Annotated in this window: 25 protein-coding genes and 2 other annotated features; of the genes, 17 read left to right on the top strand and 8 right to left on the bottom strand. The window is 52.9% G+C overall.

Annotated elements, in window-relative coordinates; all coding sequences use genetic code 11:
• Complete coding sequence (locus KNP80_RS05280) at window positions 1–273, top strand: DUF5327 family protein (protein WP_214719126.1); 273 nt, start codon at window positions 1–3, stop codon at window positions 271–273.
• A gap of 105 nt (window positions 274–378) precedes the next feature.
• Complete coding sequence (locus tag KNP80_RS05275; RefSeq protein ID WP_214834024.1) at window positions 379–744, top strand: rhodanese-like domain-containing protein; 366 nt, start codon at window positions 379–381, stop codon at window positions 742–744.
• A gap of 62 nt (window positions 745–806) precedes the next feature.
• Here the strand turns inward: KNP80_RS05275 and KNP80_RS05270 are convergent, their stop codons facing one another.
• Window positions 807–2,135 (bottom strand): alkaline phosphatase, encoded by a 1,329-nt coding sequence (locus KNP80_RS05270; protein ID WP_214834021.1) that lies wholly within the window; start codon window positions 2,133–2,135, stop codon window positions 807–809.
• Between the two features lie 205 nt (window positions 2,136–2,340).
• Between KNP80_RS05270 and KNP80_RS05265 the strand changes: the two genes are divergently transcribed.
• Complete coding sequence (locus tag KNP80_RS05265) at window positions 2,341–2,973, top strand: HAD family hydrolase (RefSeq protein WP_021065989.1); 633 nt, start codon at window positions 2,341–2,343, stop codon at window positions 2,971–2,973.
• Window positions 2,974–3,011: 38 nt separating this feature from the next.
• Here the strand turns inward: KNP80_RS05265 and KNP80_RS05260 are convergent, their stop codons facing one another.
• The gene (locus tag KNP80_RS05260; RefSeq protein WP_214834018.1) at window positions 3,012–4,424 is read right to left on the bottom strand and encodes an NAD-dependent succinate-semialdehyde dehydrogenase; all 1,413 of its coding nucleotides are present in this window, start codon (window positions 4,422–4,424) and stop codon (window positions 3,012–3,014) included.
• An 86-nt stretch (window positions 4,425–4,510) separates the two neighbouring features.
• Between KNP80_RS05260 and KNP80_RS05255 the strand changes: the two genes are divergently transcribed.
• A complete protein-coding gene (locus KNP80_RS05255) occupies window positions 4,511–5,026 on the top strand; it encodes a glycerol-3-phosphate acyltransferase (protein WP_214834014.1) in 516 nt (171 codons plus the stop codon).
• The gene (locus KNP80_RS05250; RefSeq protein WP_214833471.1) at window positions 5,019–6,611 is read left to right on the top strand and encodes a GNAT family N-acetyltransferase; all 1,593 of its coding nucleotides are present in this window, start codon (window positions 5,019–5,021) and stop codon (window positions 6,609–6,611) included. The genes KNP80_RS05255 and KNP80_RS05250 overlap by 8 nt, the downstream gene beginning before the upstream one ends.
• Here the strand turns inward: KNP80_RS05250 and KNP80_RS05245 are convergent.
• A complete protein-coding gene (locus KNP80_RS05245; RefSeq protein WP_021065993.1) occupies window positions 6,550–8,187 on the bottom strand; it encodes an ABC1 kinase family protein in 1,638 nt (545 codons plus the stop codon). The two genes, KNP80_RS05250 and KNP80_RS05245, sit on opposite strands and share 62 nt — an antisense overlap.
• A gap of 93 nt (window positions 8,188–8,280) precedes the next feature.
• On the opposite strand from KNP80_RS05245, the gene KNP80_RS05240 reads away from it, so the two are divergent.
• The 3 genes from KNP80_RS05240 (at window position 8,281) to KNP80_RS05230 (ending at window position 11,259) form a co-directional block, all read left to right on the top strand.
• The gene (locus KNP80_RS05240; RefSeq protein WP_214719136.1) at window positions 8,281–8,886 is read left to right on the top strand and encodes a trimeric intracellular cation channel family protein; all 606 of its coding nucleotides are present in this window, start codon (window positions 8,281–8,283) and stop codon (window positions 8,884–8,886) included.
• Between the two features lie 13 nt (window positions 8,887–8,899).
• Window positions 8,900–9,265, top strand: coding sequence for a DUF423 domain-containing protein (locus tag KNP80_RS05235; RefSeq protein ID WP_214719138.1), 366 nt, complete (start codon window positions 8,900–8,902; stop codon window positions 9,263–9,265).
• A gap of 458 nt (window positions 9,266–9,723) precedes the next feature.
• Window positions 9,724–11,259, top strand: coding sequence for a murein hydrolase activator EnvC family protein (locus KNP80_RS05230; protein ID WP_214834011.1), 1,536 nt, complete (start codon window positions 9,724–9,726; stop codon window positions 11,257–11,259).
• A gap of 95 nt (window positions 11,260–11,354) precedes the next feature.
• Here the strand turns inward: KNP80_RS05230 and KNP80_RS05225 are convergent, their stop codons facing one another.
• A complete protein-coding gene (locus tag KNP80_RS05225; RefSeq protein ID WP_214834008.1) occupies window positions 11,355–12,716 on the bottom strand; it encodes an amino acid permease in 1,362 nt (453 codons plus the stop codon).
• Window positions 12,717–12,911: 195 nt separating this feature from the next.
• Window positions 12,912–13,141 (top strand) — a binding site (T-box leader).
• Between the two features lie 50 nt (window positions 13,142–13,191).
• Window positions 13,192–13,416 (top strand) — a binding site (T-box leader).
• Between the two features lie 56 nt (window positions 13,417–13,472).
• On the opposite strand from KNP80_RS05225, the gene trpD reads away from it, so the two are divergent.
• The 5 genes from trpD to trpA are packed head-to-tail and all read left to right on the top strand — an operon-like array spanning window position 13,473 to window position 17,707.
• The gene (gene trpD, locus KNP80_RS05220; RefSeq protein WP_214834005.1) at window positions 13,473–14,462 is read left to right on the top strand and encodes an anthranilate phosphoribosyltransferase; all 990 of its coding nucleotides are present in this window, start codon (window positions 13,473–13,475) and stop codon (window positions 14,460–14,462) included.
• Window positions 14,459–15,220, top strand: coding sequence for an indole-3-glycerol phosphate synthase TrpC (gene trpC / locus KNP80_RS05215; protein ID WP_214834002.1), 762 nt, complete (start codon window positions 14,459–14,461; stop codon window positions 15,218–15,220). Before trpD ends, trpC begins: the two co-directional genes overlap by 4 nt.
• Window positions 15,196–15,768 carry a phosphoribosylanthranilate isomerase gene (locus KNP80_RS05210; protein WP_214833999.1) on the top strand — a complete coding sequence of 191 codons (573 nt, stop codon included), beginning with the start codon at window positions 15,196–15,198 and terminating at the stop codon, window positions 15,766–15,768. Before trpC ends, KNP80_RS05210 begins: the two co-directional genes overlap by 25 nt.
• Window positions 15,750–16,931 (top strand): tryptophan synthase subunit beta, encoded by a 1,182-nt coding sequence (trpB, locus tag KNP80_RS05205; RefSeq protein ID WP_214719149.1) that lies wholly within the window; start codon window positions 15,750–15,752, stop codon window positions 16,929–16,931. The genes KNP80_RS05210 and trpB overlap by 19 nt, the downstream gene beginning before the upstream one ends.
• Window positions 16,931–17,707 carry a tryptophan synthase subunit alpha gene (gene trpA, locus KNP80_RS05200; RefSeq protein ID WP_214719150.1) on the top strand — a complete coding sequence of 259 codons (777 nt, stop codon included), beginning with the start codon at window positions 16,931–16,933 and terminating at the stop codon, window positions 17,705–17,707. Before trpB ends, trpA begins: the two co-directional genes overlap by 1 nt.
• Before the next feature lie 26 nt (window positions 17,708–17,733).
• Here trpA and KNP80_RS05195 read toward each other — a convergent pair whose 3' ends face one another.
• Both KNP80_RS05195 and KNP80_RS05190 read right to left on the bottom strand, forming a co-directional pair.
• A complete protein-coding gene (locus tag KNP80_RS05195) occupies window positions 17,734–18,177 on the bottom strand; it encodes an Hsp20/alpha crystallin family protein (RefSeq protein WP_214719152.1) in 444 nt (147 codons plus the stop codon).
• A 113-nt stretch (window positions 18,178–18,290) separates the two neighbouring features.
• The gene (locus tag KNP80_RS05190; RefSeq protein WP_214719154.1) at window positions 18,291–19,787 is read right to left on the bottom strand and encodes a potassium/proton antiporter; all 1,497 of its coding nucleotides are present in this window, start codon (window positions 19,785–19,787) and stop codon (window positions 18,291–18,293) included.
• Window positions 19,788–19,944: 157 nt separating this feature from the next.
• On the opposite strand from KNP80_RS05190, the gene KNP80_RS05185 reads away from it, so the two are divergent.
• The gene (locus KNP80_RS05185; RefSeq protein ID WP_214833996.1) at window positions 19,945–20,880 is read left to right on the top strand and encodes an ATP-grasp domain-containing protein; all 936 of its coding nucleotides are present in this window, start codon (window positions 19,945–19,947) and stop codon (window positions 20,878–20,880) included.
• A gap of 239 nt (window positions 20,881–21,119) precedes the next feature.
• Here the strand turns inward: KNP80_RS05185 and hemQ are convergent, their stop codons facing one another.
• Window positions 21,120–21,899, bottom strand: a complete 780-nt coding sequence (gene hemQ, locus KNP80_RS05180; protein WP_214833495.1) for a hydrogen peroxide-dependent heme synthase — start codon at window positions 21,897–21,899, stop codon at window positions 21,120–21,122.
• Window positions 21,900–22,237: 338 nt separating this feature from the next.
• Between hemQ and pta the strand changes: the two genes are divergently transcribed.
• The 3 genes from pta to KNP80_RS05165 all read left to right on the top strand — a co-directional run bounded on the left by pta (window position 22,238) and on the right by KNP80_RS05165 (window position 23,867).
• Window positions 22,238–23,227 (top strand): phosphate acetyltransferase, encoded by a 990-nt coding sequence (gene pta / locus KNP80_RS05175; RefSeq protein ID WP_214719160.1) that lies wholly within the window; start codon window positions 22,238–22,240, stop codon window positions 23,225–23,227.
• A 176-nt stretch (window positions 23,228–23,403) separates the two neighbouring features.
• Window positions 23,404–23,703, top strand: coding sequence for a rhodanese-like domain-containing protein (locus KNP80_RS05170; protein WP_214754491.1), 300 nt, complete (start codon window positions 23,404–23,406; stop codon window positions 23,701–23,703).
• The gene (locus KNP80_RS05165; RefSeq protein ID WP_214719395.1) at window positions 23,679–23,867 is read left to right on the top strand and encodes a hypothetical protein; all 189 of its coding nucleotides are present in this window, start codon (window positions 23,679–23,681) and stop codon (window positions 23,865–23,867) included. The genes KNP80_RS05170 and KNP80_RS05165 overlap by 25 nt, the downstream gene beginning before the upstream one ends.
• A 37-nt stretch (window positions 23,868–23,904) precedes the next feature.
• Here the strand turns inward: KNP80_RS05165 and folE2 are convergent, their stop codons facing one another.
• Window positions 23,905–24,813, bottom strand: a complete 909-nt coding sequence (folE2, locus tag KNP80_RS05160; protein WP_214754495.1) for a GTP cyclohydrolase FolE2 — start codon at window positions 24,811–24,813, stop codon at window positions 23,905–23,907.
• Window positions 24,814–25,065: the final 252 nt, after the last annotated feature.

Here is a 25,065-nt window from a genome sequence, read left to right as displayed (position 1 = left end):
ATGATTACGGAACAACAGGTCATCCTGCAGATGAAGCAAGTGATGACACAAATCGAACAGTCGAGCGGAGAGACGCAGAAGCGCCATTTGGCCAAGCTGATGGGGTATTGCGAGCTACTGCTCGCTGATTCGGCTCCGACGCAACAAGCTGCGGTTCCCGTGGCCCAACCGGTCGAGTCTAAGCCGCCGCTCGATCGTCAGATGGCGGCGTTCCTTGGAATTCCGCTTGAAGAAGAGAACAAACCGAAAACCGATTCATTGCTCGACTTTTAAGCTGTGCCCTGAGGCACAGCTTTTTTTGTGAGGCGTTCGCGTTGACTTGTATACCATAGGGGGTATAATGAGATTAACTAAAATACACCCAACGGAGGCGTGACTATGCTTGATTTCTTGTTTGTTGCAGTAGTGATCGGATTGATTTATTTTTGGTGGAAGAAGCGAAAGAGCGTCAACACGGTGTCGACCGATGAGTTGAAACGGAAAATCGCGGAAGAGCGGAACATTCAATTGCTCGACGTCCGAGAACCGCACGAATACCGAGGTGGGCATATCAAGCAAGCGAAGAACGTGCCACTCTCTGGCTTCGGCAATGCGAGTGCCCAGTATCCAAAAGATCAAGCCCGTCCGGTCTATGTCATCTGTCAGAGCGGGATGCGAAGCCAACGAGCCGCCGCCATGTTGAAGAGCGCAGGTTATACGGACGTCTATTCGGTCAAAGGTGGTATGAATTTCTGGCGTGGATAATGAGAACAGCTCTAGCCGAACAATATGTTCAACTAGAGCTGTTTTTTTGGTACGCATCCACATCATTTCAGTTTGAGGGCCTGCATAATTTGCTTCGGCACGTCAGTGTTATCCAGAACGCCAGTGAAGCGGTCGTGCTGAGGACCATAGGCATACAGTGGGACGTCCACACCCGTGTGTTGTGACGTCGTCCAACCAACGTAAGCGCGTTTGCTAATGATTTCATTCAGTACGAGCGTGCGTTTTGGCGATTCGGCCGCTTGGATTGCCTTCACTTCTGCTTCCGTCAGCGTGAGTGACGTATATCGTTCGACGACGTCCCGAACATTCGTCAGCGACTCATCAAACGAATCGACCATAAAATCGCCCGTAGCCGTGACCGAACGAAGCACTTCTGGTTTGGCCACGTACTCATTATAACCCCCGACCGACATGCCTCCCGTATCGTGATCGCCTGCGACGACGACAAGTGTCTGTTTGTCCTTCATGGCGAATTGGATGGCTTTCTGGAAAGCGTCATGGAATGCTTCAGAATCTTTCATCGCCCAAGCGGCATCGTGGGCGTGACCGGCCCAATCGATTTGACTGCCCTCAACCATTAGAAAGAAGCCATCTTTGTCTTGGTTAAGGGATGTCAAAGCGGCCGTGGTCATCTCGGCAAGGCTCGGCTCCTCGGTCATCTCACGGTCGAGTTCTGGTGCCATCGCCTCTGGTGCGAACAGACCGAGCAACTTCGAAGCGTTCGCAGTTTCAAGCTCGTCTGCATTCGTTGCATACGTATACCCAGCTGCCTCCGCTCGAGCAATCAAATCTTCTTTTTGCAAGCCGCCTTCTTGTTCAGTAGTGAAATAGTTTTGACCGCCACCGAGCAAGACGTCCACCTCGAGCTCATCCATATATTGTTTGGCGATCTCGGCCTCGCTCGCGCGCGACGCGACGTGTGAGGCGAAAACGGCCGGCGTCGCATGGGTGATGGTCGACGTGGCTACGAGTCCGGTCGCTTTTCCGATCTGATTCGCTTTTTCGAGCACTGACGTCAGTTCCTTGCCGTTCGGGTCCATGCTGATTGTGCCGTTGTTCGTCTTCACGCCGGTCGCCATCGCTGTCCCGGCGGCTGCCGAATCGGTCACTTTCGAGTTCGCGGAATACGTCCGCATCATCCCGGTCAAATGTTGATCGAGTGTAGTCTCTTCCTCGTCCGCATACCATCGATAGTTGGTGGCGTAAGATGCGGAGTATCCGTCCGGAATCATAAAAATCACATTTTTCACTTGCTTCTGGTTATGTTTGGCGTTCGCGCCAGCTTCTGGTTGAATCCCGCTTCCGCCAACGACCGCGCCGGCCGTTAAGCCGAAAGCGAGCGTCGCGATCATCCATTTTTGTTTGCTCATTTGTCTGCCTCCTGCATATGTAATCACTACAGTCCTCACTATAAAAAACAAATGTAATTGTTCCATTTCCCTTTTTTTTAGAATCTGTAAAAAAAGATGGGACCACTTGTAAGCACCAGACTTTATGCCTAGTGACGTTTCCGCTTTCGATTTTCAGGGGAATCTGCTACGGTAGGAACATAGGAAAGAGAGAGGGGACCAGACAATGGCAGTCATTTTATTTGATATCGATGGGACGCTCGTCGACACGACCGGACCGATGACGCAAGCGATTCACGAGGCGTTGGAGCAACTTCCGCATTTACCGAAACCGAGTGAGGATGCGGTCCGTTCCGGTTACGGGTTGGCCGGCAACGCATTTTGGGAACATGTCATCCCGGAAGCGACGATTGAAGAGATTCGCCAAATCCGCAAGTTGCGGCATGAGACGCTCGAGCGGGCGATGGAAGGACAGCTCGTCTTGTTCGACGGCATCTATGAGATGCTCGAGGCGCTTCATAAAAAAGGGCATACGTTGACGACCGCGAGCAACTGCGGCGTCCATTATTTGAACCTGATTCTTGACTCGCAAAACATTCGCCAGTTCATGACGGCGCCAGAATGCCTCGAATCCGTAAGTGGTGAGAAAAAAGCCGACATTTTGACGGCGCATCGCCTCCGTCACGGCGAGAACGACTATGTGATGGTCGGGGACCGGAAATCGGATGTCGAAGCGGCTCGGGCCCATGACTTCCCGGTCGTCTTGACTGGCTTTGGGTTTGGAAACGAGGATGAATGGGCTCTCGCAGATCATGTGATTGCGACGCCGAACGACTTGATTACGTATATCGAATCATAAAAAATTCCGGTTGAACATCGCGTTCAACCGGAATTTCTTTAAAGGCCAAGCGAGATATATTTGATTTCCAAAAATTCTTCGATGCCATGGTGACCACCTTCACGTCCGAGACCGCTCTGCTTCCACCCACCGAACGGTGCTTGCGGTGTCGACGGGAGACCGTCATTGACTCCGACGATGCCGTATTCGAGCGCTTCGGCCAAATAGAGGGACTCGTTGATGTCTTGTGTGAACACGTAGGCGGCGAGACCGAACGGGGTCGCGTTCGCCCGCTCAATCACTTCCTCGAGCGTATCGAACGACGCGATTGGGGCGACGGGGCCAAACGTCTCCTCGTTCATACATAGCATATCCTCATTCGCATAGCGGACGACGGCCGGTCGGACGAACAATCCGTCGAGCTGTTCGCCACCCGTGATTTCCCCGCCCCGGATTTGGGCGTCTTCCAAGTGCTTCATGACTTTATCGACCGCAGCCTCGTCGATGAGCGGGCCGATGTCTGTCCCTTCATCGAGTCCGTTCCCGACTTCGAGCGCCGCGACGGCCTCAATGAACTTTTCAGAGAACACATCGACAATGGACTGCTCGACATAAATCCGATTGGCGCAGACGCACGTCTGTCCGCCATTACGGAATTTCGTGGCGACGGCTTGCGGGACGGCCTTGTCGAGGTCTGCCTGCGCCGTTACGATGAGCGGGGCGTGACCACCGAGCTCGAGCGAGATTTTCTTCATTGTATCGGCGGCGCCGCGCATGAGCGTCTTGCCGACCTCGGTCGAACCGGTGAACGTCAGCTTGCGGACACGGGAATCGTGTTGCCACGCATTCACGATGTCAGACGCTTTCCCGGTGACGAGGTTGATGACACCGGGTGGGAAACCGGCTTTCTCGGCCAGCTTGACGAGTTCAATGGCCGTCAGCGGCGTCGCCGATGCCGGTTTCAGGACGACGGTGCAGCCTGCGGCCAGAGCCGGTGCGAGCTTTCGGGTGATCATCGCCGCCGGGAAATTCCAAGGCGTGATGGCGGCGACGACGCCGACCGGTTGCTTGATGGCGAAGATGCGCTTCTTGTTCGACGAGGCGGGGATCGTCTCGCCGTACACCCGTCGTCCTTCGGCGGCGTACCATTCGATGAAGCCGTTCGCATAGCGGACTTCGCCGATGGCTTCTTGCAAAGGCTTGCCTTGCTCTTCGACCATCGTTCGAGCGATGGCTTCCGTATGTTCTTCAATCAGGCGGTTCCATTCAAGCAGGAGGGCGCCACGTTCTTCGGCCGTTTTCTCTTGCCAGTCCTTCAAGGCGTCGTGCGCGGCATCGACAGCCTGTTTCGCTTCGGCCGTGTCACTCTTTGTCACCGTGGCCATGATGTTTCCGGTGGCGGGGTTCCGCACCTCAATCGTGTCCGATGTATCAATCCATTCTCCATTGATGAAATTGTTCTCCACTCGCATCTTGATTTCCCCTTTCGTCTAGGTCACATTGTAAAAGTACCCGTTTTCAAAAATCATACACAATTTTACAAAGAGGAGGGGTCGCCATGTGGATCATCATCGTAGGTTATGTTGTCGGCAGTATCCTGGGCGGGCGCTTGTATGGCATGTGGAGTGGACAGCATCTCGCTACGACCGGTTCGGGGAACACCGGTGCCCGCAATGCGTTACGCACGGGCGGGAAGCAAGCCTTCTTGTTCGTTTACGGATTCGACGTCTTGAAGACGGTACTCGTGTTGTCAATCAGCGGTCCATACTTTTTTGAGACTGGGCTCGTCTTGACGCTTGGCCACATTTATCCGATTTGGCATATTCGCTCCGGGGGGAAGGGGTATGCCGTGTTTTCTGGAATTATATTAGCGTACAGCCCGCTATGGTTTATCGGGGGACTGCTGCTGTTGCTACTTTTGATCAAACTGACGCGTAACTCGCGCGAGACGGGGCTCGTCATGCTCGTGCTCCTGCCGCTCGCGGCGTGGGGGGACGCAACAGATGTCGGATTGGCCAGTTTGACGATGCTACTCATCGTGTATCACCACATAAGGGGGAAACAACGTGCTTGAATTCCGAAGAGCGACGCCGGAGGATGCCGCGGCGATTCACCGACTGAACTATGAGACGTTCGTCGAAGAAATCCCGCAGCACCATCCAAACGCGGAACGACTTCTCGTCGACCGTTTTCATGACACAAATACATATTGGATTGGGTTGGCGGACGGACAGCTCGTCGCCATGTGTGCCATCCGGGACAAGCATCCGTTCTCGCTCGAACAAAAAGGCGTGACGCTGCCGCCGGGAGAATGGATTGAAGTCCGACTATTGGCTGTGACGCCCGCCTACCGGAACACGAGGACGTTTGCCGGACTTATGCGAGCGATGCTTATGGAAGCGACAGACCGGGGCGTAGAAGGAATCGTCATCAGCGGGACGGTACGCGAACAGAAGCTATATCGACGGTTCGGGTTTATCCCGTTCGCAGAACCGGTCGGGACGGCGGAGGCGTTATACGTGCCGATGCAGTTGACGCGCTCTGGGTTCATGCAGTCAGAGACCGCTCCAACGTTGCGACCAAAGCTACTCCTCGCCGGGCCCGTCGAACTGTCGAATCAAGTGCGCGCCGCGCTTGCCGCTCAGCCGGTATCACATCGGTCGGCCGAGGCCAGCCGTTTGCTCCATTCGGTCCAGTCGAGGCTGAGCCATCTCGTCAAGTTGCCTCATGTCTACACATTACTCGGCAGCGGGACGATTGCGAACGATGCCGTCGCCGCACAGTTAAGCGGACGTGGCGTAATCATCGACACAGGGGAGTTCGGACGGCGGTTGATTGACCATGCCAACCGGGCTGGTCTTGAATTTGATGTCATCCCGCTTTCGGCTGGGTGTCGTCTCGATTTAAAGCGAATCGGACAGCATGCACCAAATTGGATTTGGACGGTCCATTGTGAGACGTCTACAGGCAAGCTGGTTAATTTAGACCAGTTGCGTCAGTACGCACAAATGTATCCCACGAAGATTGCGATTGATGCCATCAGTGCGGTCGGGACGAAAGTGACCGACTATTCGTTCGCGCATCTGGTGACGTTTGTCTCGGGGAAAGCGTTACGGAATGCACCAGGGTTGGCGTTTATCGCCATGCGAGATCGAGCCGTCCCGAACCCAATGATTCCACGGTATTTAGACTTGGCTAGCTATGACCCAATCGCCTTCACGCAATCGGTTCCGCTCATTCAAGCGATGGACATCGCTTTGAGCGAGTTGACAGATGCAGAGATTGCGACACATCAATCGAAACTCGATGTATTCGTGCATGAACTGGTGCGCCGCGGTATACCGGTTGAACTCGGAGACGACCAAGCGCCGGGCATTTTTTCGCTCACGCTGCCAGACACACTATCTTCGATTGAGCTAGGGCATCAATTGGCGTTTCATGGCTATCAAGTCCAGTACGAGAGCGTTTATTTGCGGCGCGCGAACTGTCTCCAAGTCGCGACGATGGGATGGACGACTGAACGGGATTTGCAGCAAGTCGCCGCTTATATCGGGACGTGGCTCCAGAAAAAAACCGCCACTCCAGAGAGTGACGGGTTCAGACGCGGAAATCTTGGCGGGCCAAATGACGAATCTTTCGACCGAGGCGTCTTGAGTTGAAATAAGCGATGACCGAGACGACGCCACCTGACCAGAACAGCCACTCATCCGGTCGGAGATAGCCGAAAAGCCCGACGACAAGGCCGAGGATAATCAAGCCGGCGTTGAATGTTTGACGATGGAGCAGTTCTTTCGACTCAAGCTCACGTTGGAACATCGCTTGTTCAGACAGGCGCTTCCGGGTCGGTTCTTTTAAATAGTTATCGAGGAGCGGCGGGACGTTCAGCAACTTTTTACCGTAATTGAGTGCCGTCATGACGTAACGGTTTTGAATTGTCGTGCCGTCTGCCTCGAGCCATTGAATGACAATCGGTTTACCGAGCGTAAACAAATCGATTTTCGAATCAAGGATTTGTAAAATCCCGAGCAAGGTCGAGGCGGCTCGACCGAAGAACGCGAACTCGGCTGGCAATTGAATCGGCTCGTTCTTGACGAGCAACTGGATGTCCTGCAACACTTTTTCAATCAATTTCGTGTCGACCGTATCGATATCGGTCTCTAAATAGAACGTGACCGCTTTCTCGAGCGCCTGGCGGATGTTGTGCTTGTTCGCCGTCGGCAACAAGAAGCGCAAGTCTTCGAGACCGTCGACGACCCCGTCATAATCGAGCGAGATGAACGCCTGCAGGATTTTACGGATGGTCGCCATATCTTGTGGTGTCGTCGAGCCGACCATTCCGAAATCGAGCAGGATGATTGTGCCATCGGCCCGGATTTGCACGTTACCCGGGTGTGGATCGGCGTGAAATTTCCCGCCGAACAACAGCTGCTCGGCCGCCATCGTGAATAAGCGTTCGGCCAGGGCGGAGCGATCGATGTTATTTTCTTTCAAGAACGCGAGATCGGTGATGCGACGCGCATCGACCCAATCCATCGTCAACACTCGGTTTGAACAGAGATGATCATAATAGTCCGGTATGTAGACGTCCGGATTTTCGGCGTACTTCGCTTTGAAATATAGGGCATTTTTTAATTCAGTTTGGAAATTTAATTCATCCCCGATGACAAAAATCATTTGGCGATATAAGCTATCTAAGTCGGTCGATTTTGCCAGCGAGGTCCGCTTGAGCATCGTCGTGACGATTCGCATCGCTTTAAAGTCGGTCCGAATGATTTTTTCGATGTCCGGACGCTGGATTTTCAGAGCGACACGCTTCCCGGTCTCAAGCAGGGTCGCGCCGTATACTTCCCCAATCGAAGCGGAGGCGACGGCATCGATGCCGACGTCTTTTACGACTTGTGTGTAAGGGACGCCCCATTCTGCTTCCAAGATGGCGCGGGATTTGTCCCAGCCTGAAGTCGGAACGCGATCGACGAGCTCCGACAATTCGTTTAAAACGGACGGGGGCAACAAGTCGGCTCGAATTGATAAGAATTGGCCAAGCTTTATTAGCAGCCCCTCGAGTCGGAGCGCATTTCGCTTATACTCGCGGGCGAGATTCAACATGAGTGTCTCGTATTCTTCGGTCGACGCGAGACCTTGCTGCTGTTTGCGTGAGAAGGCGTAAATTTTAATGATGAATCGGGCGAACATTGTGACGATAATCCATATGCGGAACAAGGCGATTCGTTTCATAAAGTACCGACATCCTTTACAAGCAGTCGCTCGACTGGTCTGATTTTTTGTATCTTAACTTTACCACAGAATGCTTTCAAGAAAGGGCAAGGGATGTTTATGGAGTGGGAATTACTCAACGTCGTCGGGACGATCGCGTTCGCGGCGAGCGGCGCCATCATCGCGATGGACGAAAAATATGATATTTTTGGGGTGTGGTTGCTCGCCTTTACGACAGCCTTCGGCGGCGGAGCAATTCGAAACGTCTTGCTCGGCAACCCCGTCAGCTTGATTTGGCAACAAAATGATCTCTTCATCCTTTGTTTTCTTGTCGCGTTGCTCATCTTCCTGCTACCGAGCGTCGTCTTGCCCCATTGGGAACGCTGGGGCGTTATCGTCGATGCCATCGGGCTCGTCGCCTTCGCATTTCAAGGCGCACAAGTCGCCATCAAGCTCGATTTACCATTATCGGCAGCGATTGCGGCTGCCGTCTTGACAGGTGTCGGTGGGGGTGTCGTCCGTGATTTATTGGCCGGCCGTAAGCCGATCGTCTTACAATCGGAAGTATATGCAATTTGGGCCATCATCATCGCGGTCGTCACGTATTATTTCAGGCTTGAAGGTGGGCTTGCGGTGTATGCGTTATTAATTGTCGTGGCGACGCTTCGAGTGATATCCTACTATCGAAAGTGGAATTTACCTGCACGCAAAGTGCGATAAGGGGGAAATTAGTATGAAAGTATTGCTCATCATCGGCGCTGCTTTGATGGCACTCGGCGTCGCGTTCGGTGCGTTCGGGGCCCACGCCTTGAAAGAACGTCTGACACCGAACATGCTCGCGAACTGGCAGACAGGCGTGCTCTACCATATGATTCATGCCATCGGGATTATCGCTTTGGCCAGCATCTTGATGAAAGTGAGCATCAGCCAGTTTAGCACGGCAGGTTGGCTCATGTTCGCCGGAATCATCTTCTTCTCAGGTAGCCTTTACGTAATGGCGCTGACCGGAATCACGAAGCTCGGAGCGGTTACACCGATTGGTGGCGTTTTATTTATCGCAGCCTGGGTGTTCGTCATCCTCGGGGCGCTCAAACTGTAATCAAACGTTAACGCCTGATTAATAGTCCTCATGTATCATTTGGAGTGTGAGACCCCTTGTCTCCACACCAACGAACAATTGGCCTGTTTAGCCTTCTCGCCTAGAGCGGTAGACTAAATAGGCCCTTTTTACGTTTTTTGGAAATGGTTAGACTTAGAAAAATAGCTGGATTATACTTTTTCAATATAAGGTCAATGACTTCCTATTTTCATCTATTATTACAACTATGTTTCGAAAAAAGAAAAGTGAAAAAATGTTGAAACATAAAGGGGTGGGGAGCCGTATAAGGTTTCCCACCCCTTCTTCGTAATAAAAGTGAAATATAACTTTAACAGGAAAACATTCGACACTTCGATATAATTAGTCGTGTTGAAACTAAAAAATTAATCGTTTTTGTTACATAGAAAAACGACTGACCTTTAAATAGTATGTGAACCCCGACCCCGTCAATAGAAAGGATGTCCCCATTGATCAATTGGAAACGCACCGTCTCGACACTCACGCTTAGCGCGCTTCTTCTTGGGACGCACTCGGTGGCTGATGCCTCGACGTCAATCAAGGAGAAACAAGAACAGCAGAAGAAAGTGCAAGAGCAACGGAATAACGTCAAACAGAACCAATCGAATACATCTTCGAAAATTAATCAAAATAAAAACGAAATCTCGAAAGTTCAAGCTGAAGTCAACAAGATGGATGCTCAACTTCAAGACATCATCAACGATGTCGCAGCGAAACGCCAAGAAATCAAGCGCACCGAGTTGAAAATTGAAGATCTCGAGAAAGATATTAAAAGCTATGAGAAGAAAATGAAGGCTCAAGAAGCGATGATGAAAGAGCGCATGGCCACGATGCAAACGAATGGCGGCGGCTCAATCAACTGGGCGGAGTTCATCTTCGGTTCGAAAAACTTCTCGGACTTGATCACACGGATGATCACGGCCGGAACGATTCAACGAAGCGACCAAGAATTGTTTGAAGATTACGAAGCGACGCGTCAATCGTTAAAAGAAGCGCAAGCGTCACTTAAAGAAGAGCGTACGTCGCTCTTGAAGCAACAAAAAGCGCTAGAAGTGGGTCAAGCTCAACTCGAGAAGACGATGAAACAGCGTGAAGCTCGCATCAAAGAGCTCAAGGACAAAAATATCGAATTCGAATCGCAAATCTTCGACCTACAAGAAATCGAAGCAACGCTAATCGCGCAAGAAGAAGCGATTGCGGCTGAGATTGAAGCGCAACGTCGTGAGGAAGAAGAAGCGCGTCGTCGTGCTGAAGAGGCAGCTCGTCAAGAAGCGGCCCGTAAAGCTGAAGAAGCTCGTCAAGCAGAAGCGGCGCAAGCAGCTGCAGCGGCCCGTCAAGCAGAAGAAGCAAGAGCGGCAGCGGCTAAAGCCGAGGCAGAACGAGCAGCAGCTCAAAAACAGCAGAACAATAACAATAATACCCAGTCGTCTTCAACTTCAAACCAGACGGCACAAAATAGCACACCAGCACCAAAACCGGCTGCGCCAGCACCAAAACCAGCACCAGCACCGGCGCCTAAACCAGCACCGACGGCACCGACAACTTCGGCACCGGCACCTTCAGGCGCAATGTTCATTCAACCGACAACAGGACGTTTCTCACAAGGCTGGGGACCGGCAAGCGGTCAATTCGGCTACACGTTCCATAACGGCGTCGATATCGCTGGACCTGTCGGGACACCAATCCGTGCCTCGGCAACGGGAACGGTCATCCGTGCAGGCTGGGGTGGCGCATACGGGAATCACGTCATGATCGCCCACGTCATCAACGGTCAAGTCTGGACGACGGTCTATGCGCACTTGAACTCGGTCTCAGTGAGTGCCGGTCAACGTGTGACACAAGGTTCGAACATCGGTGGACTCGGTAACACGGGTAACTCTTCAGGCCCGCACCTTCACTTCGAGATTCACCAAGGCAGCTATTCATATTCAGGAACGAGCGCGGGAAGCACAGTCAACCCACGTCAGTTCTTCTGATGTTCAACGAGGACCCGTCAATCGTGATAGGTCCTCGTTTTGTGTCCCAGCAAAACCAAAAACAAGCGCCTATCCTTTGCGGACAGGCGCTTGTTTCAGTTGGCTTGCTCGATGTCGTCTGATTGATCCTTTGCTTTGCGGAAACGCTCACGGACGAGATAGATGACGGTCAATCCGACCAACCATGGAATCCCGAACTTGAGCAGGATATTGAAGTCGGTGAACCATGTTGTGATCATTAGGCTGAGCAACAATCCGGCACCGAGTAACGGCAAGAACGGGTAACCGATCATGCGGACCGGTAATTTGCGCCCTGTCCATTTCTTACGGAAAAACAAGTGGGAGACGAATACCATGAACCATGTGAAGATGGCTCCGAACATCGAGATGCCCATCAAGAATGGATACGATGTTTCCATGAACACTTGAAGTAGTGCTGCGAGAATGATCCCGCCTGTTGAGACGAGCAAGGCGGGCATTGGAATCCCGCTAGCGCTGACTTTTTTAAAGATGCGCGGAGCATCACAGGCCTCGGCGAGGGAATACATCATTCGCGTTGAAGCGTAGAGCTGTGCATTCATCGCCGACAAGGCGGCGATCAAGATGACAAAGTTCAAAATGCCGGCTGCGCCAGGCACGTCGAATTGTTGCATGACGAGAACGAACGGACTTTGATCGATGCCGGCCTGTTGCCACGGGATGAGCATGAGCATGATGCCAATCGTGATGAGATAAAAGAACGTCAGACGGAACACAGTCGCGCGCAACGCTTTCGGTACGGCGCGGTCCGGGTCTTTCGCTTCGCCGGCCGTGACGGCGACGAGCTCGGTCCCGAGGAAACTGAAGAGTGAGATGAAAATCGTCACCCACATCCCGTAAAACCCGAAGGCGAAGAAACCTTCATCGCCGGTCGTGATCGATTCGATTGGTGAACCGGGTTGACCGAACAGCGTGGCGGCACCGAGGACGATAAACAGAATGATGGCCGTCACTTTGATGAACGACAACCAGTATTCAGTTGTCCCAAAAGTATGGACGTGCCGGGCGTTGACGTAGATGAGCAATCCGCCGAACACGGCGACCCAGACAAATCCGTTCACATCAGGGAACCAGTACCGCATATAGATGGCGATCGCGCTCACTTCGACGCCGATGGCGAGGACGTTGGCGACCCAGTACGAGTAGCGGACCAAAAAGCCGGCGAGCGGATGGACATAGCGCTCGGCGATTGTGCCGAATGAGCCAGAGGTCGGATGGGCGACGGTCATCTCAGCGAGACAACCCATCAGTAACAGTACGATGAACGCCCCGATGGCGTAACTGACGAGCACGCTCGGTCCTGCCGTTTGGATGGCGAGACCGCTTCCGAGGAAGAGCCCCGTCCCGATGGCGCTACCGAGCGAAATCATCGTCAACTGCCGCGTGGACAGTTCACGTTTTAATTTGCTAGTTTCCAAAGTTAATTCTCCTTTAGTTGAGTGAAGTGTTGTTGGGGACGACTATAGCAGACAAAAAAAACAAGTGTCAACTCGCGAAATCGTAAAAGACGGCATCGATTCGGCCGCACCTATAGAAGCAAAGTTTTTTTACACGCTTTTGTTTGACAGGAGGTAATCCGCCCTGTATAGTACGAGTTAACTTAATTGAAACGAATAAAGGCGTCGACGAAGAGAAGTAACGACGGTCCCCGCATGACAGAGAGCTGATGGTTGGTGCGAATCAGTATGCGGGACGTCGCGAATGGACTTCCGAGCTCTAAACCGAAACTTCTAGTAGGCTTTAGCGGGTCACCCACCGTTACCATGGGAAAGCGGATGTTTGTCCGTGAAGTGGGTTCTACGGAACCAACGAAGGTGGCACCACGGGGTTACTCGTCCTTCTCATAGCGCAAGCTATGAGTCGGGCGGGTAACCCTTTTTCGTTTCAACACATCATAAATCAGTGATTGAGAAGAGTAGCGTGAACAAGTCTCGTTCAGAGAGCCGGGGGTGGTGGGATCCCGGCCGAGGCCGTCACGTGAATGGGCTCATGAGAGCATGGCTGAACCAAGTAGGTCATGACGGTTTCCTCCGTTATCGGGATACGATGTGATAGCATCGGAAAGTGGGATCAATCGATCCAACGAGAGGTGGCACCGCGGTCCAAACCGTCCTCCATACGACAGACGTCGTATGGAGTTTTTTTATACACAAAATGCTTGAGGAGGAACGGACATGTTAACACGACTATTGACGAACCCATTGACGACGAACGAAATGAAACTGGCGGCGGCCGAGCTGTTCCAAGCCGATGAAGCGCAAATCGCCGAGGTGTTACTCGCCATGAAAGCGCGCGGTGAGACGGCTGAGGAGATGGCCGGACTCGCTGACTATATTCGTGAGGCGGCAACGTTCCCCGAGACGGCGCTTCCTGTGCTCGACGTCTGTGGCACGGGCGGGGACGGGGCGAACACGTTCAACATCAGCTCGACGGTCGCGTTCGTCTTAGCGGGGCTAAACATCCCAGTCGCCAAACATGGGAATCGCAGCGTGTCGAGCCGGTCAGGCAGTGCCGACGTCCTCGAGTCATTAAATATCCCCATCGTCCAAAGTCATGAGGCGATGCTCGCCGACCTCGAGCGGACGAACTTAAGTTTCTTGTTCGCCCAACACATCCATCCGGTCATGAAACATGTCATGCCGGTCCGGAAACGACTTGCAACGGCGACTATCTTTAATCAAATCGGCCCGTTGACGAACCCGCTCAAGCCGAAGCGGCAATTGATCGGCGTGTACCATCCATCGCTCATCGAGAAGATGGCGACGGCGATGCGCCACCTCGGCGTCGAGCGCGGCATGGTCGTCCATGGGGCAGGCGGGCTGGATGAAGCGAGTCTTGCTGGGAGAAATGACGTCTTGTTCTTTAACGGCGACAAAGTGGCCCGCTACACCGTCGACCCGCGCGACGTCGGATTGATGCGCGCTCCGCTGTCGGCCTTGCAAGGCGGGACACCAGCTGAGAATGCGGCGACGCTCCTGGCCGTCTTGAGCGGAGAGCAGGGACCGGCGCGAGACGTCGTCCTATTGAATGCCGGGCTCGCCCTCTGCACATATGGGACGGTCCAGACGCTTCGCGAAGGCGTCGCGGTGGCAACGGCAAGCATTGATGAAGGACACGCCATACGCGTGCTCAAACAACTACAACGAACGGAGGTCGGCGCATGAGCTACTTGACGAAAATCATCGGAACGAAAATCGAAGAGGTCAATCAAATGGAAGACATCGAGGTGACGCGGACGACAGCCATCTCATTACCGCTTTTAATGAAGGACGGCTTTCATGTCATCGCCGAGATTAAGCGGTCCTCCCCATCAAAAGGGGTGATTCGCGAAGAAGTGGACGTCGTGAGCCGGGCCCGCACGTATGAACAGGCAGGGGCGACAATGATTTCCGTTTTGACGGATACGACCTACTTCAACGGTTCGTTCAACGACTTGCGTGATGTCGCGGCCGCTGTCGAGATCCCGGTCCTCTGTAAAGACTTCATCATCGACGAACGACAGCTTGACCGGGCCAAAGCGGCCGGGGCGAGTGCGGCACTATTGATTGTTGCGGCGCTCCATCCGAGCCGGCTTCATACGTTAAAACAGTATGCGCGTTCCATCGGCCTCGACGTGCTTGTCGAAGTTCATGATGAGGCCGAGCTCCGGACGGCGCTCGAACTGGGCGATGTGTTGATTGGCATCAACAATCGAAACTTGAAGACGTTCGAGGTCTCGCTCGATACGTCGGTCGACTTGATGACGAAGTATCCCGATGTCGCTTTCGTCAGCGAGAGTGGTGTCAGCACAGGCGAGGCGGCCCGACGTTTACAGACAGCCGGGGCCCGAGCGATTCTCGTCGGAGAAGCGCTCATGCGGCAAGACGACCCGACAGCCTTAATCGAGGAGTTGAAGATATGTTCGTTAAAATATGTGGACTGAAAACTGAGGCTAGCGTGACTGTCGCTGTCGAGGCCGGAGCGGACGCCATCGGGTTCGTCTTTGCGGATAGCCCGCGCCAAATCGACATCGCGACGGCTCAGCGGCTTCGGGGGTTCATACCGGAAGATGTCCGAGTGGTCGGCGTGTTTCTCGATCCAACAGCCAAAGAGGTCGAAGCTGCCGTCGCTTGCGGGTTGACCGATATCCAATTGCACCGCCGGACACGGCCGCTTGAAACGTTCCGTCAGTTCGGTCTCCCGATTATCGAAGCGGATCACGAGTCGGAGGCCGACGTCATTCTTCTCGACGCACCGATACCGGGCAGTGGGCAGACGCTTGATTGGGCGACGCTCGAACGGCCGGAACAGACGTTTTGGCTCGCCGGTGGATTGAACGTCGACAATGTCGGTGCGGCGATTCGCGCCATGCGACCGGACGGTGTCGATGTCTCGAGCGGTGTGGAGACGAACGGACAGAAAGATCACGATAAGATTCGCGCGTTCATCCGACGCGCCAAGGAGGAAGCATCATGTATACACAACCAGTGAACGGAAAGTTTGGACCATATGGCGGAAAATATATCCCTGAGACGCTCATGCAAGCAGTCGAAGAGCTCGAAGTGGCTTACGAGGAAGCGAAACAAGACCCTGAATTCCAGGAACGCTTCAATGATCTCCTCAGCGAATACGTCGGTCGAGAAACGCCACTCTATTATGCGGAGAACATGAGCCGCCGCCTCGGGACGAATGTCTATTTAAAACGAGAAGATTTGAACCATACCGGTGCCCATAAAATCAACAACACAATCGGCCAGGCGCTCCTCGCCAAACGAATGGGCAAACAAAAGGTCGTCGCCGAAACAGGCGCCGGACAGCACGGAGTCGCTACGGCGACGGTATGTGCGCTGCTCAATCTCGAATGTACGATTTTCATGGGTGAGGTCGACGTCGAACGTCAAGAGTTGAACGTATTTCGAATGGAGTTACTCGGTGCGAAAGTCGTTCCCGTTAAGTCGGGGAGTCGAACGTTAAAAGATGCCGTCAACGAGGCGCTCCGTTACTGGGTCAAACATGTCGATGACACACATTACGTGATGGGGTCGGTGCTCGGACCGCACCCGTTCCCGACGATGGTCCGCGATTTCCAAAGCGTCATCGGGACAGAGACACGTCGTCAAGTGCTTGAGAAGACAGGGCGTCTCCCTGACGCGGTTGTCGCCTGCGTCGGCGGCGGTAGCAATGCGATGGGCATGTTCTATCCGTTCTTGAATGACGAAACAGTCGCCTTATACGGTGTCGAGGCAGCAGGGAGCGGTGTCGACACGGACAAGCATGCGGCAACGCTCACTAAGGGCGAGGTCGGGGTGCTTCACGGGTCGCTCATGTATGTGCTCCAGAACGCAGCCGGGCAAATCCAGGAAGCCCACTCGATTTCGGCCGGACTCGATTATCCGGGTGTCGGACCAGAACACAGCTTCTTGAAAGATATCGAACGGGTCCGCTACGCGGCGGTCACGGACGAGGACGCACTCGCAGCCTGCATGTCGCTCAGCCGCCAAGAAGGGATTATTCCGGCACTTGAGTCATCGCATGCGCTCGCATATGCGGAAACGCTCGCCCAAACGATGGACGAGGACGACGTGCTCGTCATCTGTCTATCTGGTCGCGGGGATAAGGATGTTCATACGATTCGAGAAAGGGTGACTCAATGATGAGATTAGATGAAGCGATTCGACAGCGGAGTGAAGGGACGGCGTTCGTCCCGTACATCATGGCCGGGGACGGCGGACTCGATCACTTGATTCCGACGATTGAACGGCTAGAAGCGATGGGAGCGACGGCCATCGAACTCGGGATTCCATTCTCGGATCCGGTGGCAGACGGTCCCATCATCGAGGCTGCTGGAATGCGCGCCCTCGAACAAGGTGTGACGTTGACGGACGTGTTGAACCGTTTAATAGAAGGAACGGGTCGTTTTTCGGTGCCAATCGTCTTGATGACGTACTTGAATCCGGTGTTCCGATTCGGGGTCGAGCGTTTCTTCGAGCGGGCGGCAGCGTCTGGGGTCAGCGGCGTCATCATTCCCGATTTGCCGTTTGAAGAGAGCCTCGATTTGTTCGCTGGCATCGATCGTCACGGAGTCGCGGTCGTACCGCTCGTCACGTTGACGAGCAGTCAGACCCGCATCGACACGATTCTGGATCAGGCGGAAGGATTCGTCTATGCGGTGACGCTCAAAGGGACGACCGGGAAGACAGACGTATTCCCTGATGAGTTACTCGAGCACTTGCGTTCGTTGACGGCACGTTCGCCCGTACCGGTGCTCGCCGGTTTTGGTGTCCATCGCACTGATCAGGTCCGGACGCTCGGGTCAGCCTGTGACGGGGTCGTCGTCGGTAGTTTCATCGTCGAGGCGCTCCATGCGGGACGTGAACAGGACGTGGCCACGTTGATTGCATCGGCGCGGACGGTCAACGCAAAAAAATAAGGGTCGTGCCGAGGCACGACCCTTATTTATTCTTCGATTTCGATGGTGCGGGTGCTCGAGCCGTCATCGGCTTTCGGTACGGTCAAGTGGAGCACGCCGTCTGACAGTTTCGCTTTGATGGCATCTTCTTTCACGTTCGGTAGATAGAGTGAACGTTGCATCGATGTGACGCGGCGTTCCCGATAGACGTAGTCTTTGTCTTCTGCTTTCTCTTCACGTTGGTCGACCGAGAGGATAAGATAGTCTTTGTCGTAGCGGATGTGAATGTTATCTTTTTTGATGCCTGGCATCTCGGCCTCGATGACGTATTGGCCGTCCTGGTCCCGGACGTCGAGTTTGAACGAGTCGAGGAACGACGTCGCGCCGTCTTTCGGATCGAACAGTTGATTCATCCGATCAAAGACGTCGCCGAACAAATCTTTGCGCAATCGATCGAGCTCGTTCTTCCGGAATGGCGTCAAATCGAACATACAAATTCCCCCTTCAAAAAACGGACAGAGTAGAAGTGTTGTCACTTTTACTCTCTCCGTTTTTAGCTAAGGATAAACGTAATTGACGTGACAGTTCGATGAAGAAAAGAGGGTCACAATTCGACGCGTTCTAACCCGTCTTCCCCGAACTTGCGGTCGAGTTGGTCGTGGCGATACGTCGAGGCGAGGACGTATAACAAGTCGCCTGGCTCGATTTTCGTCTGGCCCGTCGGCGGGATGAGATAGTCTTGACGGACGATTGCATTCACGACCGTGTTCGGTGGCAAGGTGATATCGGCGAGCGTTTTGCCAATCATTGATGATTCTTCGGTCGCCACGTAAGGGACGAGCTGATGTTGCGATTGCTTGCTCGAGACGAGTGCGATTGTGTATGGTGAGCGGATTTTATCCGGTCCGAGCAAATCGAGTTTCGCCGCGAGCGGTGTCAATGTCGTTCCTTGAATCAAGGCACTCGTCACGACGACGAAGAAGACGGCGTTGAAAATCAATTGGGCGTTGTCGATGCCTGCGATGAGTGGGAACGTAGCGAGGACGATCGGTACGGCACCTTTCAGTCCGGCCCACGAGATGAACAGTTTCTCTTTATTGGTGAACTGCATGTTGATCGTTGATAAATAGACGGCGATCGGACGGGCGATGAACATGAGGATGAATGAAATCAACAATCCTTTCCAGATGAGCTCCGGGTCGAGCAACTGTCTTGGGAAGACGAGCAGTCCAAGGATGACGAACATGATGATTTGCATAATCCAAGCGAGTGCCTCTGAGAATTGAACGATGGTTACTTCGTGGGCTGTGTGCGCATTCCCGACAATTATCGCGGCGAGATAGACGGCAAGTAGTCCGCTGCCGGCAAAATAGGCGGCGACACCGTATGTCATAAAGGCCATTGAGATCATGAGGACGGCATGCAGACCGCTCGACTCGAGTCGCAAGTGGTTCAACATGAGTCGGGACAAGTTTCCGAGGAAATAACCGACGAACGCACCGACGATGATTTGTAGGATGAACATCCAAACACCGTCCCAAATCGTCGTGTCGGGTTTTAACATAAAGTCAAGGGCGAGAATCGTTAAGAACATCGCCATCGGGTCATTCGTGCCGGACTCGGCTTCGAGTGTCGAGCCAACTTTCGGTGAGATGTTCTTTCCTTTGAAGGCCGCGAAGACAGCGGCCGCATCAGTGGAGCCAATAATGGCACCAAATAGGAAAGATTCTACCCAATCGAAGCCGAATACGAAACGAACGGCCACGGCGACGAGAGCGGTCGTCAATAAGACGCCGATTGTGGCGAGTGAAGCAGACGGGGCGAGTACGCTCCGGATGGACGACCATTTCGTCTGTAAGCCACCTTCGAACAAGATGACGACGAGGGCCGCGACCCCAATCATTTGAGCAAGATTGGAGTTATCAAAGAAGATGAGACCAGTCACATCGCTGCCCATGAGCATGCCGATACCCATGAACAAAATCAAGGCAGGCAAACCGAACCGCGTCGATACGCGTGTGGCCAACACACCGGCGACGAGGAGTAACCCGAACAACAAAATTAAGACATCTGTACTTAAAATCGAACCATTCAAACACATCACTTCCTTTTAGAAATTAATTACTTTTCGCTGTATTATTAAGTTCATTATACCATGAAACCGTTATGAATTAAGGAATAAAGCATCATAAATTATGCACATTGGAATAATCGGATATGAATGTGGTACAGTAGGGGCATCAAAAAGGGGGATTCACATGGCTAAAATTCACGTGCTTCATGAAAACAACGAATGGACCGATCACCTCGTGAAGCGACTCGAGGAATTATCACTGCCGTATGAGTTGTGGCATCTTGATCAAGGGACGATTGATCTCATGGCAGAGCCGCCGGAAGGTGTGTTTTATAACCGGATGAGTGCGTCGTCGCATACACGCGGTCACCGCTACGCGCCGGAATTGACGGAAGGGGTGCTTGCTTGGCTCGAAGCGAACGGACGAACGGTCTTCAACGGGACACGGGCGATTCGGCTCGAAGTGAGCAAAGTCAATCAGTATACGGCGCTTCAACGAGAAGGGATTCATGTACCGAAGACGGTGGCAGCCGTCGGGAAGACGCAAATCATCGAGGCGGCCGAGAAGCTCGGTATGACACCGTTCATCACCAAACATAACCGCGCCGGCAAAGGACTCGGTGTCCAACTGTTCCATTCGATTGATGCGTTGAAGGCTTACGTCGAGGGTCCGACGTTCGAGGAATCGATTGACGGGATTACGCTCATCCAACAATATATCGAGGCGCCGAAACCGTACATCACACGCTGTGAGTTCATCGGCGGTACATTCGTTTACGCGGTGCGTGTCGACACGTCAGACGGCTTCGAGCTCTGCCCGGCCGATGCCTGCTCGATTGAAGACCAGTTTTGCCCGGTCGGCGAGACGCCACCGGCGAAGTTTGAAATCGTCGAAGGTTTCCATGACCCGATTATCAAACAGTTGGAAACGTTCCTTCGAAACAATGAGATTGCGGTCGCCGGGATTGAAATCATCGAAGATGCGGACGGGAACGTATACGTGTATGACGTCAACACGAACACGAACTATAACTCAGACGCCGAAGTGAAAGCAGGGCAGTACGGTATGCTCGAGCTCGCGACGTTCCTTGGGGACGCCTTGGCGGTCACGACGAAATAAAGACAGAAGAAAGGGTCAGGATTTTGCCTGACCCTTTCGCTGTGTATGTTGTAATTGCTGTTCAAATCGAAGTTGGACTAGTTCTGCCGTCGGTGCCATTCGTTCGATGAACGAATCTAAACGTTTCGCCGTGTCTCGATCTGATTCCTTGAACACGCGCATCGTTGTTCACCTCATTGATCATTGTATTGTTGCTTCTAACACAATCATTCCCGAGGCGAGATGCGCATAAACCTCGATTAACCGAGGAATGTGCCAAGTTCTTCTTTTGGAAGAATGTTCCCGACATAAAAGTCGCCGAACTCGCCGTATTTGGCGCTGACTTCATCGAAGCGCATCTCATAGACGATCTTTTTGAATTGGAGCGAGTCCTCCGCGAAGAGCGTGACGCCCCATTCCCAACCGTCGAAACCGGTCGAGCCGCCGATGAATTGTTGAATCTTGCCGGCATAGCTGCGGCCGATCATGCTGTGGCGATACATGAGGTCTTTGCGCTCATCCATCGATAGCGTATACCAGTTGTCCCCATCGCGACGAGCCTTGCTCATCGGATAGAAGCAAATGTGGGCCGCTTTCGGGAGTGTCGGATAGAGGCGGGCCCGGATGTGTGGGTTCTCGTACGGGTCACCGTCGCCCGAACCACGGTACATGCCGAGTTCGATCACCGACACATACGAATAACTTGGAATCATATAATCGTACAATCTCGTCTTCCGAAGAGCGAGCTCGACTTGCTCGAGCTCTTTGAACGTCGGACGAAGGACCATCAAGACGACGTCCGCTTTCTGGCCAAGGATGGAATAGAAAGCATGACTTCCTTCGCCGCGCGTCTCGACATCTTCGAGTGAGCCGAGGAAAGCGACGAATTCGTCAATCATCTCTTGACGGGTAGTTGGATCGACCGCCTTCAAGCGAGTCCAATCGATTGATCGGAAATCATGGAGCGTATACCAACCGTCTAACGTGGCGGCTGCGTGTTGCGTTTCGGTTGTCGGTGTTGGTGCTGGACGTTCTGACATAAAAAAACTCCTTTCGAGACTAGGCTTCGCTGACTATTTTACCATACACGATTGACCGCCTGGCAAATTTGACGCCGTCGTGAGGATAGTCACATGTCAACACCGGGTATAAACATAACGTGTGTGCTTAGTGAAAACGGCTTCACGATGGGCTGTATCAGTCGGAAATGGTAAACTGTTCTATTCATATAATGATTGATTTCAAGCGATTTATGACGAAGTGGGCAGAATAGTTTATTTTAAAAAACGTACTGTGTATAATAAAACTCGCATATGGACGAGAGCGTCCGAGAGAGAAAAAATCCGATTTCTTCTAATCGAAAAGGAGTTCATTCACTATGAAACTATTTGACACGTTGAAACAAAAAGTCAGCCCGATTCGCCCGACCATCGTCTTAGCGGAAGGGATCGATGAGCGCGTCCTCGGCGCAGCCGTTCGTTTGAAACAGGACGGTATGGTCGAACCAATCGTTGTCGGACCAAAAGCTGAAATCGATGCGGTCGCAGCAAAACACGGCTTTGATATCTCAAACTTGACGCAGTATGACCCAGCGACATACGAAGACATCGACACACTCGTCGAGTCGTTCGTCGAGCGCCGCAAAGGCAAAGCGACACCGGAACAAGCACGTGAGTTGTTGACGTCAGATGTGAACTACTTCGGAACGATGCTCGTCCACACAGGAAAAGCAGAAGGTCTCGTCTCAGGCGCGATGCATGCGACGGCCGACACGGTTCGTCCGGCCCTTCAAATCATCAAGATGCAAACAGGCATCAAAAAGACGTCAGGCGTCTTCATCATGGTACGCGACGACGAGCAGTACGTCTTCTCGGACTGCGCGATCAACATCGCACCGGATGCGGCTGACCTCGCCGAGAACGCCTACTTGTCAGCGTTGACAGCGAAGACGTTCGGCATCGAGCCGCAAGTCGCGCTTCTCAGCTTCTCGACAAAAGGCTCAGCGAAGTCGCCAGAGACAGAAAAAGTCATCGAAGCGACACGTCTCGCCAAAGAGAAGGCACCGAACCTTCCGATCGACGGCGAACTTCAATTCGATGCGGCGTTCGTTCCGAGCGTAGCGGCGAAGAAAGCACCAGGCTCTGAAGTAGCCGGAAATGCGAACGTGTTCGTCTTCCCAAGCCTAGAAGCCGGAAACATCGGCTACAAGATGGTTCAACGTTTCGGTGGATTCGAAGCGATCGGACCGATCCTTCAAGGTCTCAATAAACCGGTCAACGACTTGTCGCGCGGCTGTAACGAAGAGGACGTCTACAAATTGACGCTCATCACAGCGGCACAAGCCATCGACGAGCGCAACGAAGCGTAAGTCGCGAGCATCCTTCCTGAGCGGAGGATGCTTTTTTTGTGGTCACATTGTAAAGGATTTGAGGAATGAGAGAGAGAAAGCTGGGATTGTGATAAAGCACGACAATCAATTGGAGTTTCTCTGAACGAAAACTGAGGTAAACTAGTAGGGGACAACACATTTAAGGGGGAACCAGCATGCAAAGCATCCATGCAACTGAATTACGCGAAAAGCTCGAGAACGGCGAATCGCTCCATATTATCGACGTGCGCGAACAAGACGAGTACGATGCGGGCCACATCCCGCACGTGCCGCTCTATCCGCTGTCTGAATTCCCAGAGGTGGCGGACAAGCTCGCAAAAGACAACGTCTATTACGTGATCTGTCGTGGAGGAGTCCGCAGTCAGACGGCGGGTGATTATTTGGAGTCGGAAGGCTATAAGGTCGTCAACGTCGAAGGTGGCATGCTCGCATGGGACGGCGACATCGAGGCGTGATGCTCGACAATCCATGGGTCGTCATTCCGCTGTTGATCGCGCTCTATTTGACCGTCTATACGTTCGTCAAACGAGTCGATAGCGATAAATGGCGGCTCGTCTGGGCCGTCTGGCTCATCGTCATCGTCATGTTGTTGACGATTCGGCTCGTCCAAAGTCTATAGAAAAACGAGTGAGGCCCGCAAAGGCTTCACTCGTTTTTTAGTTGTCGCGCTTATCGAAAGTGATTGAAGCGATCGCATCGTGTTGGTGAATCGACTCTTCGTTGCGGCATTCGACGAAGAAATTGACGACTTGTTTCATTTCGTACAAATCAGCTGCGATCAAGCGGACCATATCTTCCACGAAACGTGGGTTTTCATACGCGATTTCCGTCGCACGTTTTTCATCCGGACGTTTGAGGACAGGATGAAGCGGAGCCGATGCGTTCGACTCGGCTGCCTCAAGAAGTGCGAGACGCCAGTCAAAGCCGTCAAGTGATGCTTCGTCGAGACCGGCTTCGATTGTAATGTAACCACGTTGGTTGTGGGCGCTGTACTCGCTGATTTCTTTCGAGCATGGGCAAAGTGTCGTCACGTTGATGACGAGACCGACTGTCACGCTAGCCATGCCTGTCTCGAGGTTGTACGTCACGTTGTGCATGACGTCCGCGTTCATGAGACCGCTGAGACCTGTGGCTGGTGCTTTCCGGCTGAAGAACCATGGGTAACGGACCGTCAATTGGCCTTCCGTCTGTTCCATACGCTCGGCGAGTTCTTGTGCGAACTCGATGAGCGAGCGGTTCGATAACGTCCAACCTTGTGTGTGGTACGCGTCGAGCTGTTCAGTGAGACGTGACATGTTGATGCCTTTACGGTCTTGGACGAGCGAAGTCGTCAACTCGAACGTGGCGACCGTCGCTTGGATGCCGTCTGGCGTCTCAATGTTGACAGGGTGTTTGACGTTTGAGATGCCGACGCTGTCGAGCGCGAACAAGAAGTTTTTAGGTGTATTTTGTAGATCGACCATTTGTTCTTTTTCAGTCGGCTTCGTGCCTTTGATGGGCGGGACCGAACCGAATAATTTATGTCGTTCTGCTTTAGTAGGTAAAGCGACATGGCTTGTAGACATAATCGGATTCTCCTTTTTTGAGAGGGCAAATGACTGCCACTCGTTCTTGTTAGGATTTTATCACGAAATGTACATCAACCGGGTACCATTTTGCTCTCTGAACATGCTTTGAACGTGCTCGTGAATAAAAAAACTTCAGCAATTGAAGAAAAGAAGATTGATTTCGATATGAATCGGGAATAAAATGTTCCTGTGAACTTAAAAAATAGATCACTGTTAAATATGAAGGAACACAACAAAAAAGGGGATGTT

This window comes from Exiguobacterium sp. E4787, assembly GCF_018618375.1.
Classification (GTDB): Bacteria; Bacillota; Bacilli; order Exiguobacteriales; family Exiguobacteriaceae; genus Exiguobacterium; species Exiguobacterium chiriqhucha.
The sequence above is the reverse complement of the archived record's forward strand: the minus strand, read 5'-3'. Positions and strand labels throughout refer to the sequence as shown.

Bases quoted from the DNA above. Each gene is read 5' to 3' on its own strand.
- KNP80_RS05280 (WP_214719126.1), top strand. From the start codon at position 1: ATGATTACGGAACAACAGGTCATCCTGCAGATGAAGCAAGTGATGACA.
- KNP80_RS05170 (WP_214754491.1), top strand. From the start codon at position 23,404: ATGCAAAGCATCCATGCAACTGAATTACGCGAAAAGCTCGAGAACGGC.
- KNP80_RS05260 (WP_214834018.1), bottom strand. From the start codon at position 4,424: ATGCGAGTGGAGAACAATTTCATCAATGGAGAATGGATTGATACATCG.
- KNP80_RS05270 (WP_214834021.1), bottom strand. From the start codon at position 2,135: ATGAGCAAACAAAAATGGATGATCGCGACGCTCGCTTTCGGCTTAACG.
- trpC (WP_214834002.1), top strand. From the start codon at position 14,459: ATGAGCTACTTGACGAAAATCATCGGAACGAAAATCGAAGAGGTCAAT.
- KNP80_RS05185 (WP_214833996.1), top strand. From the start codon at position 19,945: ATGGCTAAAATTCACGTGCTTCATGAAAACAACGAATGGACCGATCAC.
- KNP80_RS05210 (WP_214833999.1), top strand. From the start codon at position 15,196: ATGTTCGTTAAAATATGTGGACTGAAAACTGAGGCTAGCGTGACTGTC.
- pta (WP_214719160.1), top strand. From the start codon at position 22,238: ATGAAACTATTTGACACGTTGAAACAAAAAGTCAGCCCGATTCGCCCG.
- KNP80_RS05265 (WP_021065989.1), top strand. From the start codon at position 2,341: ATGGCAGTCATTTTATTTGATATCGATGGGACGCTCGTCGACACGACC.
- KNP80_RS05235 (WP_214719138.1), top strand. From the start codon at position 8,900: ATGAAAGTATTGCTCATCATCGGCGCTGCTTTGATGGCACTCGGCGTC.
- KNP80_RS05275 (WP_214834024.1), top strand. From the start codon at position 379: ATGCTTGATTTCTTGTTTGTTGCAGTAGTGATCGGATTGATTTATTTT.
- trpB (WP_214719149.1), top strand. From the start codon at position 15,750: ATGTATACACAACCAGTGAACGGAAAGTTTGGACCATATGGCGGAAAA.
- KNP80_RS05240 (WP_214719136.1), top strand. From the start codon at position 8,281: ATGTTTATGGAGTGGGAATTACTCAACGTCGTCGGGACGATCGCGTTC.
- trpD (WP_214834005.1), top strand. From the start codon at position 13,473: ATGTTAACACGACTATTGACGAACCCATTGACGACGAACGAAATGAAA.
- KNP80_RS05190 (WP_214719154.1), bottom strand. From the start codon at position 19,787: ATGTGTTTGAATGGTTCGATTTTAAGTACAGATGTCTTAATTTTGTTG.
- KNP80_RS05195 (WP_214719152.1), bottom strand. From the start codon at position 18,177: ATGTTCGATTTGACGCCATTCCGGAAGAACGAGCTCGATCGATTGCGC.
- folE2 (WP_214754495.1), bottom strand. From the start codon at position 24,813: ATGTCTACAAGCCATGTCGCTTTACCTACTAAAGCAGAACGACATAAA.
- trpA (WP_214719150.1), top strand. From the start codon at position 16,931: ATGAGATTAGATGAAGCGATTCGACAGCGGAGTGAAGGGACGGCGTTC.
- KNP80_RS05245 (WP_021065993.1), bottom strand. From the start codon at position 8,187: ATGAAACGAATCGCCTTGTTCCGCATATGGATTATCGTCACAATGTTC.
- hemQ (WP_214833495.1), bottom strand. From the start codon at position 21,899: ATGTCAGAACGTCCAGCACCAACACCGACAACCGAAACGCAACACGCA.
- KNP80_RS05255 (WP_214834014.1), top strand. From the start codon at position 4,511: ATGTGGATCATCATCGTAGGTTATGTTGTCGGCAGTATCCTGGGCGGG.
- KNP80_RS05165 (WP_214719395.1), top strand. From the start codon at position 23,679: ATGGGACGGCGACATCGAGGCGTGATGCTCGACAATCCATGGGTCGTC.
- KNP80_RS05230 (WP_214834011.1), top strand. From the start codon at position 9,724: ATGTCCCCATTGATCAATTGGAAACGCACCGTCTCGACACTCACGCTT.